Source organism: Lysinibacillus sp. NPDC086135, assembly GCF_044746345.1.
Classification (GTDB): Bacteria; Bacillota; Bacilli; order Bacillales_A; family Planococcaceae; genus Lysinibacillus.
Map to the genome: position 1 here is coordinate 154,409 of NZ_JBIVCA010000006.1, position 14,264 is coordinate 168,672.

Consider the following 14,264-nt stretch of genomic DNA (forward strand, 5'->3'; position numbering starts at 1 on the left):
TTCTAATTGGCATTAATGCAAAATTGAACAGTCTCCTACTATATTAATCTGTAAACAAATCCAAATCCTTCTTCAATTTATTGCGCACACGAACAAGTTTTAATAATGGAATAGAAAAAAACACGACTACAAGAATATTAGTGATATTCATTGATAATTTCATCCAGTCTATTGCGTGTGTTGAAAAAATCCCACTCAGACCAATTAGTCCTATAGCCAAATTAAGAAGGATAAGCGATAGTAGCACGGAAATTCTTTGGGACAGCTTATTAATTTTATTTTTCTTATCAGAGTAAAGTTCAAAAGGTCCATCATTTGCTAGTTTCCTAAAGAAGACGAGATTGCCAGAACGATCTACCTGTTCAATTCCTGAGGACCTCAGAAATTCAAAGTATTCGTCTTCATATGAGGCACCATATCGCTCTAATTCATCATGCCGATAAATATAGCTACCTGGTTCTCCACGTTCGAATGAAAAACGTATCCAAGCGAACTTTTTTAAATGCCAACCTTGGCTTGCCATATCGTTAACCCATTTCTCAATATCATACGGGTTAACGGCCAATCGATATTTATCCATTTGTTCCATCCTCCTTCGTTATACGGATGCCGTTGTCAAAAAGTTCCCTTAATCTCAAAATTTCGTATTCAACGACTTTTTTTCCACTCTCTGTAATGATGTACTCCTTTTTTCGTCCATCACCTTCTAGCGCCTCAATCCATCCTCGCTCGAGTAAAGTTTTGATAGCTCCATAAATCGTCCCCGCTCCAAGCCGAACACGACCATCACTCATTTCCTCTACCAATTGCATGATGCCGTAACCATGTCTTGCATCAAATAAAGCTAATAAAATATAATAAACGCCTTCTGTTAATGGCGGATGTTCTTGCGTCATACAACCCCCCCTTTTTTATATCGTCCAACAATATATCGTCAGCTGATATAATTAAAATATATCAGCTGACGATATAGTTGTCAACGCTATTTTTTCCATAAAAAGTTATTCAATTATACCTCGGCATAATTGCCTTCGGAAGCTTTTGCCGCTACGTTACACTACGCTTTCGCACAAAAAACATCTGTTGCCCCAAGCGGCTCATCGGACGCCCCCAGGAAGCTTTGCTCTGTGCGAAAGCGAAGCGACAGCAACAAATGTTTTATCTGTGCGAAAGCGAAGCGACAGCAACAAAGCGCTCAGTCGGAACGGAAATCACCCTCTCATTTTGCAGGAGAGCTGTACATTAATATGACACCTTAATTCGTAATAGTTTTGACAAATGAGTGATATTCGCCTATTTTGTTCTACACTTCTAATCAACTCTTCATCACTGTTCACCAATTCGCAAAATACCGGCAAGTTGTTTATTTAAGGTACTTACGCTATCCACAAAATCTTGACGATACCATTGAATGATTAGGCCAATAATTGCGTTTGCTTGATACGCACTATAATACTCAATGGATATCTCATCATGTACATTATTATGGAGTGCGATATCTCTTTTTAGCAGAGCAAAAATTCCATCAAATAACATGTAATAGTATGTCAGCGGCACATTCTTGGAAAAAACAATACGATAGAACATTTTAAAGCGCTCAATATGATGAAAAATACGAATAGTATTTGGATCTATTTGGTTTTTATCCAATGTTGTTACTACACGATACGGTTCTTCATAGGAATTATTCAAATCCCTCATAATTTCCTGAAAGTATTCCTCAAATAGGCCTTCCTTTTGCTCATAGTGCAAGTAGAAGGTACCCCTATTTACCTTTGCCACCCGACAAATTTCTGCGATTGTAATGTTTTCTAAAGGCTTCTCACTCAATAACGTTAGTAAAGCATTATGTAATGCTTGCTTCGTTTTGACAACTCTTAAATCGTTAGCACTCAAATTTTCTTCCCCTTACTAAACAGATTTTTTAGATGTGTTGATTACTGAACAGTTCTTAGTATTTTGCGCATTGAAATCGCTTACAAAATCATTATATTATTTTAATGAACACATGTTCAATATTTAACATTTTATATCCTCGAAATCACTGGAACAAACGCTGGTGAAAGAACATAAATTATAGGAGGTTTTTGAGATGAGATTAGAAGATAAAGTAGCTATCGTAACAGGTGCAGCGTCAGGTATGGGTAAAGCAATTGCAGAAGGTTATGCCAAAGAAGGAGCAAAGGTCGTAGTTTCCGACTTAAATTTAGAAGGTGCACAAGCAGTTGTTGAAAGTATCCAAGCAACTGGTGGCTCAGCGATCGCTATTCAAACAAATGTTGCATCAACAGAAGACTTACAACGCTTATTTGATGAAACAAAAAATGCTTATGGCAAATTAGATATTCTAGTGAATAATGCTGGTATTATGGATGGCATGGAGCCAGTCGGTGAAGTTTCTGATGAACGTTGGGACAAAGTATTCGCGGTGAATACAACTGCCGTAATGCGTTCGATGCGTATGGCAACAGAGATTTTCCTTGCTCAAGGACATGGAGTTTTTGTAAACAATATCTCTGCTGGTGGTTTATATGGCGCTCGTGCTGGGGCTGCCTACACTGCTTCTAAGCATGCTGTTGTTGGTCTAACAAAAAATACAGCATTTATGTATGCAGATAAAAATATTCGCTGTAATGGTATCGCTCCAGGTGCAGTGATCACAAACATTGCTTCTTCCATGACAAATGTGAGTCAAACAGGTGTAGCTCGTCAAGCACTAGGTTTAGCTATAAACCCACGTGCGGGACAACCTGAGGAAATTGCTCAGCTCTCTATATTCCTTGGCTCAGATGAAGCAAGTTTTGTCAACGGACAAGTAATTACTGTAGATGGTGGCTGGACAGCTTACTAAGCTTCAACATACGAAAAAGCACGCACATGAAATCCATTGTGCGTGCTTTTGATCATTTTTATTTAAATTTTTCCCGCTCTTCTTGCTGGGAATAAGCATCCTATAAAAGCACCAATTAACGCTGGTAATATCCATCCTAAGCCCATGTCGTAAAAAGGTAAAAAGTTGGAATAAGCTTTTTCAATCGCATCAAAAATACCCAATTTCGCTGCAGGAATACTACCCACTAACGCTTTATAACCATCAATTACACTAATAAAAATTGTAAAAATCATAGCAATCGCATATACCGTTTGTTTATTTTTAAATAGTGATGAGCATAATGCAAGGACAATTAAGACAATTGCTAGCGGGTATAAGAACATCAGCACTGGAATGGCAAACTTAATAATATTCGTTAATCCGAAGTTGGCGATTGTAAATGACACAACGCACAATAAAAAAACAAACCATTTATAGCTTAATTTCGGGAACACTTCGTGGAAAAACTCACTACAAGATGTGATTAAGCCAATACTTGTCTTTAAACAAGCAAGGACAATTATAACTGCTAATAAAATAGCCCCGTATGATCCAAAATAGTGATCTGCCACTGCGGCAAATATTAAGCCACCGTTATCAAATGTACCAACAGCATCAATACTCGATGCCCCCATATACGTTATTAAACCGTATATTAACGTCATTAATGCCATGGCGAAAATACCAGATTTCCACGTTGCTTTAGCAATTTCCTTTCTATCTGATATTCCTGCGCTTTTAATCGCGTTAATTACAACAATACCAAAAGCTAATGAGGCTAAAGCATCCATTGTGTTATAGCCTTCTTTAAAGCCTGTCATAAATGCCGAATCAATATAATCTCCGATTGGCTGCTGGAAATGGCCCATCGGTTTTACAATACTAATAATAATTAAAATAAATAACACAATCAAAAATGCTGGTGTTAAATATTTTCCGATATAATCCATAATTTTCGCTGGATTCAATGAGAAATAAAAAACGATGGCAAAAAATACGAAACTAAATAAAGCAAGTAAAAGTGTTGTGTGCTCCGCTTGTATATACGGTTCAAAGCCAACAACAAACGGAACTGTCGCTGTACGTGGAATCGCAAAAAAAGGACCGATCGTTAAATAGAGAGCTAACGAAAAGATGACACCGAATAACGGGTGGACACGGCTCGCTAAGTCACGCAAACCGTCACTACCTGATAAACCGATAGCTAAAATACCTAGAAACGGTAAACCGATAGCTGTTACTAAAAATCCAATTAAGCCAAACCAAAAGTTGGTCCCAGCTAATTGTCCAAGCTGAATTGGAAAAATAAGATTCCCTGCTCCAAAATACAGTCCGAAAAGCATTGTGCCAATGACTGCATATGTTGAAAAAGGTATTTTCTGTTGCATTTTGATGTACTCCTTAGATGTATTTAACCATTGTAAACAATTTATATGAAGAGATTTCTCATTACAATTCCACTATATTAACATAGCATTTATTTAAAAAACAATAGTTGTTTTTTCTTTTTAAACTAGGCTACACCTAACCGAAATTCATCTCCCACTTTCACTGGTGCTGTCACACACCTTCGCGTTTGGAAGTGAGGACTTCTTTCGGGGGGAAATAGAGAAAACGAAAAGAGCTGTCTGCTGACAGCTCCTTAGTTTGCTACAGACCAATCTATGTGATCTAAAAACTTGTATACGTCCTCATACACTTTTTCACGTTCTTTATCTAATGTAATAATATGACCAGAATTTTCATACCAAATAATCTCTTTATCATCAGTTTCTACAGTGTCTAAAATGAATGGTGCACTTTCTTGATAAAGATCATCATCTAATGAACCTTGCAGTATTAATGTAGGTGCTTTAATTGTAGATAATTCATCGCGTGTTTCTGTAGTTAAACGTGTAACACCGTCTAATGAATCCTTTGGTGTAATACGTAGTTCATGTAATTCAGAAATAATTTGATCTTTTGATTTATTTTCAAAATGTTTATATAAACGAGCGTAATGATAAAGTCGAGTAAATAAACCTTTAGAATTGTCGCGTGTTATAGGTGCACACATTGCAACAACTGCTTTAACTGGAAACGTCTCCGCTACTTTTAAAGAAAATACACCGCCAAGTGAAATCCCTGCTACAGCAATTTCCTCATAGCCTTTACTTTTTAAGAAGTTATAACCTTCCACAACATCGTTCCACCAGTCTTCTGGTCTTGTTTCAAGTAACGCTTCTGGTTCTACACCATGCCCACTATAAATCGGTGCATGAACCGTATAACCACGTTTTGATAAAAATTCTCCTAGCTTTTTCACATCTTTTGTGCTACCTGTGAATCCATGCAATAATAGTACGGCTTTTTTGCCTCCCTCAATAGTTAGAGGTTGTGGCTTAGTTAAATTCATTTTATAGTATCCCCTTCACGGAAATTTGTAATTGTGTAATTTATGTGTCTATCTTAACACCCTTTATTCATAATGTACAATTTATAGTTTTTATCATATTAATGTGTTTCATGCATTAACGATGTGAGGTTAATGACTGTTATATAACGCTTTTTGTTACTTTTTTTTTCACATTTCATTTTTAAGTGCAAAGTTTTTAAAATCTTTTTTTCCAGCATTAACGGGCAATAATTTATCTGTATCAAAAACGAAGTCAAAATTCTGTGAATTCAAAGAAATTAGGTGAGGGATGAACTGCCCATAAAAGCCCGATTAGTGAAGATTAATAATGAGTGGGAAAAATCCCACTCATTAAAGTTTCACTTTATGTGCCTATACTTCCTACTCTTTTACCGTTATAATGCTGTTAACTCAAAAATAACGAGAATAGAGGTGAAATAATGGAATGGCAACAATTGGAATACTTTGTCACAGTAGCAAAGCTTGAGCATATGACTCGTGCAGCTGAAACATTAGCGATCTCTCAACCAGCATTAAGTCGTTCGATTTCAAAGCTTGAAGAGGAATTAGGAGTACCCTTGTTCGACCGTCAAGGACGTTCGATTATGCTCAACCGATATGGCGAGCTTTTTTTGTATCGTGTCCAACGCATGCGTAAGGAATATGAAAAAGCCGTTCTAGAATTACAGGAGCTCAATAATCCAGAGCTAGGAGATGTATCACTCGGTTTTTTACATACACTAGGGACTAGCATCGTACCTGATTTGATTCGCGCTTTCCGTCAGAACCATCCGCATATACGCTTTCACTTTACACAAAATTACTCACATTCCCAGCTTAAGCAATTACTCGCGGGAGAGTTAGACCTTTGTTTACTTGCATCGATTGACACGGAGCCGCCTGTTTGCTGGAAGGAGCTGTGGCGTGATGAGCTTTTTATTATGGTGCCGATCGACCATCCCTTCGCGAACCGGACAAGCATTAAAATGAAGGAACTTGAACATGAGAATTTTGTTCTGATGAAAAAGGGTTACGCAATGCGCCGTACAGCTGATAAATTATTAAATGCTGCAGGTATCAAACCGAAGATTACTTTTGAAGGTGATGAGGTATCAACAGTTGCTGGTTTTGTAGGTGCTGGGCTTGGCGTCTCGTTGCTACCTGTGGATGAAGACTTGAATCCGAATAAATTAGCTAAAATTCGTGTAGAGGATATGGTTTGTGAACGGATAATAGGTATGGCTTGGATTGAAAATCGATATCTTCCACCTTCAGCAAGGCAATTTCAACAATTTGTATTCGATTTTTACGAAGAAAAGTAATGGCAAGCCACTATCATTCATAAAAATTGTGCCCAAGTGAGTAACAATGGTTACTCGCTTTTTTTACGAAGAGCGTTCCATAAAGATAATTTTCAATTTTCTTGAACAACAATAAACCACCTTCTCCAAATGAAAGGTGGTTACCGCAAAGATGCTACTTTATTTCACTACATATTTTAATTGATACGAATACATATCTGTTGTATCTCCATTAAGCTCAAAAAGCCCCTGTTTTGCAAGGGTCATTAGGCGTTTCTCTACAAACTCTTCACTTAAATAGTCATCAATTGCTCCAAGTGTTTCACCGATGATACGCATCGGTATAAGCCATTCTTCATTTAGTTCGGCATGGGCTCTTTCCGCACATCCCATAATAATTGGATCCAATGCGTCTTCCGCTACATGTACAATTCCATCTTGCCAAATTCGCAGTGTACTATGGTTTTGTTTCAGCTCTTCCCATTCCTTTGCAAGTTGCTGACACTCATCAATAGAAAAGCGCTTTGCCTCAGAACGGAGTTTCATGAGCAAATCTGCTGAAAGTTCACCTGATTGACGAATCCTCAAGTTTGGCTGTACACGCTTTAGGCCCTCTGTAACATCAATCCCATATACCATACTATATTTATTAATCAATTCGCTCATAATAAGACGTAACCCAATCTCTTCATGAGTACTTTGGCTATACCAAACCCAGACATCGACATCGCACGGTAAACCTGCAATTTTTTTCTTCCATGCCTGTTGAAGATCCTCGTACAACTTACGTTCTTCATTGTCCCTAAAGATATAGGTTTCTAACCAGTGTTTTCGTTCTTCTGCGCTGCTTAGTGGACCAATCGAGAAAATCTCATTGACACTAAGCACTGATTCATCTCGTTGTAAATGATGCTGTCGTATTGCATGCTTTATCGAACCTTGTGTAGATAAGCTAAACGTTATATGTAAAATTGCCATAAATATCCCCCATTTTACTGTTTACTCAGCGCTATTTGTATCCCAATAAAAGTGAAAAGTACGCCTTGAATCATATTTAATCGTTTAGCAATTGCAGGTTTACCAATAATCACCTCCCTTACTTTACCGGCAAAAATGCTAAATAATGAAAATAGCAAAAGCGCTTGTACTAAAAATACAAAACCCAAAATTAACATCTGTAAACTTACATGGCCATTAGAAGGATTTACAAACTGTGGCAATAGTGCTAAGAAAAATAAAGAAACTTTTGGATTTAAAATATTCATTAAAATGCCTTTTCGATATAATGTCATATAGGCTTGTTCATTTTGCTGTTCCAGCGTGAATGGATCACCTTTCGCGCGAAACGATTGCCAAGCTAAATACAATAAATACGCTGCTCCTGCAAACTTAACAATAGAAAAAATAACTGTTGATTGATAAATAATCGCTGAGATTCCTAGAACAGCCGCTCCTATATGAACGAGCAAACCTGTACAAAGACCAAGTGATGTCGCTATACCAGCCTTTTTATCCTGTGTAATACTTTGCGCAAGAACAAATAAATTATCTGGTCCAGGCATAAATGTTAAAATAATTGCTGCTCCTAAAAACGCCAATAACGTTGAAAACGTCAATACTACCCCTTCTTTCCATTACTTTTAAATAGGCTCATCAACCTAACATATGTTTTAACAAAATGTCACACCCAACTTTCGATAATAAATAATTACTTTTAGAAAATAACCATTATAATGTGGTTTTATTTCCATTATACTACACGACGATTCCCTTTTTTCTAAATTTTCGCAAAAAACATCTAACCAATTATGCTTGCTTAAGCAACACTTTTCTCTTTTCATACATTATAATGAATATTATCATAACGTAAAGGTCGTATTGTTTTGGAGAAAGAGGTGTTTGTCGATGGCAGTAAGTGATATTGTAAAGCAATATGAAGACGAGCAAGGAAATGTCTATTATAAAATGAAAACACATGATATCGAAGTACAAGCTACACAAAATTCAGGGTTAGCGCCAGTTATTACTTATTTTATGGGTGAAAAAGAGATTACTGATGATATTCGAAGTTTACGTTTTAGCCCTCGCCCTCCCTCAAGTTATATTCAAGATTACGATGAATTTCAAACTATGCTTTATGCTAAAGAACAACGTGCCATCAACGAACTATATGAACAAATGAGTATAAAACCTAAAAATATGTCTTCAGGAAAGCAATTATTATGGAGCTTTTTCGTAATTGTTATAGCGATGCTCCCACTATTAGTCGCAATCTGGTGGTACAATTAAACAAAGTTGTACTTCCCTCTCAACGTACCCTCGATTGTTCAGTATTACCTACTTATTTATTCGAAACTTTTTATTAACATTCCTAATCAGCTTGACAGACTTGTTAAAGTAGTGCATTCTTTATTCAATTACTTTTTGAGGAATGAGATATCATTCAAAAAAGATATTCAATTATAAAAATAAAAGCGGCGAAGACTAGTACCTAGAAACTACTTGATCAGAGAGCGATGCCCATCGGCTGTAAGGCATTGCACAAGAAAGACTAAAGAACCTACTTCGTAATACGTCCTAGCTAAACTAGGCGCAGTCTCAAGCGTTATGAGTAAAGTGGAATGTCAATGACGTTCAATGTAGGTGGTACCACGGAAAGCAAACCTTTTCGTCCTAATTTATTAGGATGAAAAGGTTTTTTTATTTTTAGCGAATCTTAGCAGCTGCTAAAGTTTAAATCATATTGCAAATGTAATGGCGAATTGGAGGTATTGTAATGGAAAGAAAAAGAATCGTCGTCAAAATTGGGAGTAGCTCCTTAACAAATGCAAAAGGTGAAATTGATAAAATACGTTTAATGGACCATGTTCAAGCGATAGCTGAATTAAAAAAAGACGGTCATGAAGTATTACTTGTTTCATCAGGTGCAGTTGCAGCAGGCTTTAAACAGCTAGGGTACCCTTCTCGTCCCGTCACAGTAAAAGGAAAGCAGGCTGCGGCGGCAGTTGGGCAAAGTTTACTTATTCAAATTTACAATGCTCTATTTAGCATTTATGATATTGTACCTGCTCAAATTTTATTAACACGTACTGATTTTTCAAAAAAGGAGCGCTATAAAAATGCCTATGCTACATTTGAAGAATTATTTGAGCGCTCTATACTACCAATCGTTAACGAAAACGATACGGTATCTGTTAGCGAATTAACCTTTGGAGATAACGACATGTTATCGGCACTAGTAAGTGGTCTTGTTCATGCCGATCAGCTCATTATCTTAACAGACATCAATGGTTTGTATAACGCCAATCCAAATAAAAACCCACATGCCAAACGGATCGATCGTTTAACAGAGGTATCTGATGAGATGCTTGGTTTTGCAGACGGTGCAGGCTCGAAGGTCGGTACAGGTGGTATGGAATCCAAATTACTGGCAGCTCGAGCAGCTTTAAATGCAGGTGTCAAAGTGTTTATTGGAACTGGGCACGGTGCTAAAAAGCTTGTCGACATCTTGGAAGGACATGGTGATGGTACGTATGTTGAGCATGATGCGCTTGCTGTTTTAACAAATAATAAACAGTGGATTGCACTCACGGAAGTATCTGGTAAAATTTTTATAGATAGCGGTGCTGAGCATGCCTTATTGGCAAATGGGAAAAGCTTGTTACCCGCTGGTGTATACCGTGTCGAAGGCGACTTCGAAAATGGAGACGTTGTCGAGGTCCACAGTGACAAGGGACTGCTTGGTCGTGGTGAGGTCTTATATTCTTCTCTGGAGTTAGCATATGCGATGGGAAAACGTACAGATGAGTTAGCAAATTATCCTATCGAGGTCATACACCGAGATAAATGGCTAAAAATTCAAACAAATTAAGGAGGAATTCACATGACAAGTGAAGTTCAACAAAAAGGAAAGCTTGCAAAAGCTGCCAGCTATATTTTAAATATTAAAACAACTTGCGAAAAAAATGAGGCTCTCACAAAAATTGCTGAGCAATTAATCATTGACCAAGACACTATCATTGCTGAAAATGCAAGGGATTTAGCTCATGGTCAGAAACAAGGAATGCCTGCTTCTACACTTGATCGCATCATGCTAAACAAAGAACGAGTGGAAGCTATGTCAAGTGCTATTCAGTTACTTATTGAATTAAATGATCCAGTAGGTAGTCTTCTAGAGAGAATAGAAAAAGATAATGGACTATTGATTGAAAAGCGTCAAGTGCCAATTGGCGTTATCGGGATGATTTACGAGGCGCGACCTAATGTGACAGTGGATGCGGCAACATTATCATTGAAAACAGGTAATGCAGTCATTTTACGTGGTAGCTCTTCTGCCAAATTTTCTAATGTAGCACTTGTGGCAAGTATACATCGTGCACTTAGCAAAACGTCTATCCCTGTGGACGCTATACAATTAATCGAGGATACGAATCGTGAAACTGTCAAAGAATTATTCCATTTAAAAGAATACTTAGATGTATTAATTCCTCGTGGCGGAAAAGCACTTATTGATTTAGTAGTAAATGAAGCCACTGTACCAGTACTAGAGACAGGTGCTGGCAACTGTCATATTTATGTGGACCATTCGGCCGATTACATAAAAACAGAAAAAATTTGTATCAATGCGAAAACGCAACGCCCATCGGTTTGTAATACAGCGGAAAGCTTACTTATTCATCCTGATTGGTTTAAGGAGCACGGCACACAGCTACTAAGTGCTATGCATCAAGCAGGTGTGACAATTATTGGTGATGAAACTGTTTGTCAAGCTCTTGAATTCGCTCAACTAGCAACAGCGGAAGACTATGCAACTGAATATTTAGATTTAAAGATCAGCGTTAAAATTGTGGAAAACGTTTATGAAGCAATCGAACACATTAATAAATACGGCACGAACCACTCTGAAGCCATCATGACTGAGGATCAGTTAGTAGCAGATACGTTCTTAAATAGCGTGGATGCTGCAGCTGTTTATCACAATGCCTCCACTCGCTTCACAGACGGTTTTGAATTTGGCTACGGTGCAGAAATCGGTATTAGTACGCAAAAATTACACGCTCGTGGTCCAATGGGTTTACCAGCATTAACATCAACAAAGTATTTCATTCACGGTAACGGCCAAATCCGGGAATAATTGTAGAACTATTAATGAAGAGTCGACAGCGTATGTCACCTGTCGGCCTTCTTTCCTTAAGATTTGTAGAGGACTAGGGGCGAATTCTTCTCCAAGATGAGGCAGTTTGAAACTGTAACTGCGAAGATTCTTCTATTAGCCGAGCAGTTACTAACTCTACCTAAGCGAAAAACTTTGAAAACGGAGCGAAACGTTAAGTTTCCCCCTTTTACAAGCGACAAGAATTATAATAATTTATAGAAAGAAGGTTTTGGATGAACATTTCAGCGATTATCAAACTAACTGTATCAATGGCCCTTTTTGGCTCTATTGGATTTTTTACCATTCATACTGGCGTACCTGCTACCGAGCTAGTATTTGTTAGATGTATTTGCGCCACCCTCTTTTTAGGAGGAATGTGGCTGATCACAGGTGGTCATAAAACAGAGATATGGGATAAAAAAGAAATATTACGTACACTTCTATGCGGTGTCTTTATTGTCTTAAACTGGGTATTTTTATTTAAAGCCTTTGAAGAAATGTCAATTTCCATTGCCATTTCAATCTATAATTTAGCACCTATATTCGTATTAATATTTGGCGCATTGTTTTTAAAAGAAAAGATGACTATTCAAGCATTGCTAGCAACAGTAACCTGCTTTATCGGCAGTATGCTCATTATTGGTTTAAATAATTTTATGTCACTCTCTGAATTTATGAAATCAGGTTTTATTTGGGCATTACTGTCTGCATTGTTTTACGCGTTTACGATGCTCACAAGTAAAACAATCACAAAGCTTAGCTCCTATGCCTTAACATATATCCAAACCGCAGTCGGAATTATCATACTATTGCCATTTGTTAATTTTTCATTATTTGAGAGCTTAACGACAACAAACTGGCTATATATTTTAGGAACGGGCTTTATTCATACAGGATTTGTTTACTATTTATTTTTTGATAGTATTCGTAGCCTTTCTACCATTCTAGTTTCAGTATTAGTATTTGTTGACCCGGTTGTGGCTATATTGCTTGATATGCTATTGCTTGATTTTATGCCGAGCTTCATGCAAATAGCTGGTATTGTATTAATTTTTGGTAGCATTTTTTACACAATTTACGTACCGAAAAAAAAGCGTGTGCCTCGTAGCGGAAGCGAAGCGTCAGCTACGGACCCCACCCACCTCTAAAGGTGAAAAGATGGAAAGGTGTAGTTCCTTTTCAAGTGATATCTAAACATCTACTGAAATAAGGAACTCAGTCTAAGTACTTGATGGAACGGTCGTGCTGAGCGACGGATAGAAAAGTCAAAGTGATGGATTGAGCCGCCAAAGTCGTGGATAACCTACCAGAGCGACGGAAAGCCCACGTCCTGTAGCAATTTTTCTGTGCGAAAGCGAAGCGACAGCAACATTTTATTTTAAAGGAGTTTTCCCCGTGAGTAAACTTTATGCAATTGGTGAATTATTAATTGATTTTACACCTACTGAACAAAATGCTTCCCTTGCTACAGTTGAGCAATTTACTAAAAATGCTGGTGGGGCTCCTGCCAATGTTGCCGCTGTTTGTGCAAAACTCGAGCAACAAGCTGCCCTCATTACACAGGTAGGTCAGGATGCTTTCGGAGATTTTCTCGTAGAAACGTTAAAAAAAGCTGATGTCGATACGAACTATATTGTTCAAACAGTTAAGGGTGAAACAAGTCTAGCCTTTGTTTCCCTGACAAGTGATGGAGGTCGTGATTTCTTATTTTATCGTCGCCACGCAGCAGACTTACTTTACAACAAAGAACAACTCCCACCTAATTTATTAACAGATCATGATATTGTTCATTTTTGTTCAGTTAATTTAGTGGAAAGCCCTATGAAACAAGCACATATGGCATTGATTGAACAGGCCCATCAGGTAGGTAGTCTTGTTTCATTTGATCCCAATGTTCGTTTGCCACTATGGAATGATGAGAAGGCATGTCGTCAAACCATTTTGGAATTTTTACCAATGGCCCATATCGTTAAATTGTCCGAGGAGGAACTTGTATTTTTAACAGCGATTGAGGATGAAGAAACAGCAGTCCATTCATTATTTCAAGGGAAAGTACAAGTACTCATAATTACTCGTGGCGCAGAAGGTGCAAGTCTTTATACTAAAAAGCTTCATGTAAAGGTGCCAACTGACAACGTTCATGCGATTGATACTACTGGAGCAGGCGATGCCTTTATAGGAGCATTGTTAGCTATTTTTCTTAGCAAGCAGATTACAGCGATCAATCTAGTCGAATTTTGTAAAGAGCAGGCTATTCACCTTCTTACTTTTGCAAATCGATATGCAGGAGCTTCGACCGAAAAACATGGTGCCATTGCATCTTACCTTACTAAGCGTGAATTACTATTTAAAGACAATATGCTATTTTGAACATTTGGGGTGAAAATGGGACTAGGCAGACTTCCTCTTAAATTATGAAAATAAATGACTAACCGACTCAATTAGCATATTAGATTACTTGAAAAGTCCAAAAAAAATCGAATAACATAATGGACATCTTCTTCCCCACGATAGCTTCTCAGGCACTGTTGTTAAGGAAAT

The 14,264-nt window shown here is 37.6% G+C and carries 14 protein-coding genes; 7 read left to right on the forward strand and 7 right to left on the reverse strand.

Translation table 11 applies throughout. The features are described 5' to 3' along the window. Positions 1–43: 43 nt before the first annotated feature. From ACIPKN_RS10540 to ACIPKN_RS10550, 3 genes are all read right to left on the reverse strand, one after another. Positions 44–580: a DUF2812 domain-containing protein gene (locus ACIPKN_RS10540; protein ID WP_400935798.1), complete on the reverse strand. Its 537-nt coding sequence runs from the start codon at positions 578–580 to the stop codon at positions 44–46. Further along, complete coding sequence (locus tag ACIPKN_RS10545) at positions 573–896, reverse strand: PadR family transcriptional regulator (RefSeq protein ID WP_142507911.1); 324 nt, start codon at positions 894–896, stop codon at positions 573–575. Before ACIPKN_RS10545 ends, ACIPKN_RS10540 begins: the two co-directional genes overlap by 8 nt. Positions 897–1,326: 430 nt before the next feature. Continuing rightward, the gene (locus ACIPKN_RS10550) at positions 1,327–1,896 is read right to left on the reverse strand and encodes a TetR/AcrR family transcriptional regulator (protein ID WP_400935801.1); all 570 of its coding nucleotides are present in this window, start codon (positions 1,894–1,896) and stop codon (positions 1,327–1,329) included. A gap of 196 nt (positions 1,897–2,092) precedes the next feature. Here ACIPKN_RS10550 and ACIPKN_RS10555 point away from each other — a divergent pair, with 196 nt between their 5' ends. Beyond that, positions 2,093–2,851 carry an SDR family oxidoreductase gene (locus tag ACIPKN_RS10555; RefSeq protein ID WP_400935803.1) on the forward strand — a complete coding sequence of 253 codons (759 nt, stop codon included), beginning with the start codon at positions 2,093–2,095 and terminating at the stop codon, positions 2,849–2,851. Between the two features lie 62 nt (positions 2,852–2,913). Here the strand turns inward: ACIPKN_RS10555 and brnQ are convergent, their stop codons facing one another. Continuing rightward, positions 2,914–4,260, reverse strand: a complete 1,347-nt coding sequence (brnQ, locus tag ACIPKN_RS10560; protein ID WP_400935805.1) for a branched-chain amino acid transport system II carrier protein — start codon at positions 4,258–4,260, stop codon at positions 2,914–2,916. Positions 4,261–4,514: 254 nt separating this feature from the next. Beyond that, positions 4,515–5,267 (reverse strand): alpha/beta hydrolase, encoded by a 753-nt coding sequence (locus ACIPKN_RS10565; RefSeq protein ID WP_142510838.1) that lies wholly within the window; start codon positions 5,265–5,267, stop codon positions 4,515–4,517. A gap of 440 nt (positions 5,268–5,707) precedes the next feature. Between ACIPKN_RS10565 and ACIPKN_RS10570 the strand changes: the two genes are divergently transcribed. Continuing rightward, positions 5,708–6,589 (forward strand): LysR family transcriptional regulator, encoded by an 882-nt coding sequence (locus ACIPKN_RS10570; protein ID WP_142510837.1) that lies wholly within the window; start codon positions 5,708–5,710, stop codon positions 6,587–6,589. A gap of 159 nt (positions 6,590–6,748) precedes the next feature. Here ACIPKN_RS10570 and ACIPKN_RS10575 read toward each other — a convergent pair whose 3' ends face one another. Together ACIPKN_RS10575 and ACIPKN_RS10580 are read right to left on the reverse strand one after the other, a co-directional pair. Further along, positions 6,749–7,546, reverse strand: coding sequence for a DUF1835 domain-containing protein (locus ACIPKN_RS10575; protein ID WP_400935808.1), 798 nt, complete (start codon positions 7,544–7,546; stop codon positions 6,749–6,751). A gap of 14 nt (positions 7,547–7,560) precedes the next feature. After that, positions 7,561–8,184, reverse strand: coding sequence for a LysE family translocator (locus tag ACIPKN_RS10580; protein ID WP_400935810.1), 624 nt, complete (start codon positions 8,182–8,184; stop codon positions 7,561–7,563). Positions 8,185–8,473: 289 nt separating this feature from the next. Here ACIPKN_RS10580 and ACIPKN_RS10585 point away from each other — a divergent pair, with 289 nt between their 5' ends. From ACIPKN_RS10585 to ACIPKN_RS10605, 5 genes are all read left to right on the forward strand, one after another. Then, the gene (locus ACIPKN_RS10585) at positions 8,474–8,857 is read left to right on the forward strand and encodes a sodium:proton antiporter (protein WP_142510834.1); all 384 of its coding nucleotides are present in this window, start codon (positions 8,474–8,476) and stop codon (positions 8,855–8,857) included. A 487-nt stretch (positions 8,858–9,344) separates the two neighbouring features. After that, positions 9,345–10,439 carry a glutamate 5-kinase gene (gene proB, locus ACIPKN_RS10590; RefSeq protein ID WP_400935812.1) on the forward strand — a complete coding sequence of 365 codons (1,095 nt, stop codon included), beginning with the start codon at positions 9,345–9,347 and terminating at the stop codon, positions 10,437–10,439. Between the two features lie 12 nt (positions 10,440–10,451). Beyond that, positions 10,452–11,702 carry a glutamate-5-semialdehyde dehydrogenase gene (locus tag ACIPKN_RS10595; protein ID WP_400935813.1) on the forward strand — a complete coding sequence of 417 codons (1,251 nt, stop codon included), beginning with the start codon at positions 10,452–10,454 and terminating at the stop codon, positions 11,700–11,702. 254 nt (positions 11,703–11,956) lie between these two features. Then, positions 11,957–12,871 (forward strand): DMT family transporter, encoded by a 915-nt coding sequence (locus ACIPKN_RS10600; RefSeq protein WP_400935815.1) that lies wholly within the window; start codon positions 11,957–11,959, stop codon positions 12,869–12,871. A gap of 247 nt (positions 12,872–13,118) precedes the next feature. After that, on the forward strand, positions 13,119–14,093 hold the full coding sequence (locus ACIPKN_RS10605; protein WP_400935817.1) for a carbohydrate kinase family protein: 975 nt from the start codon (positions 13,119–13,121) through the stop codon (positions 14,091–14,093). Positions 14,094–14,264: the final 171 nt, after the last annotated feature.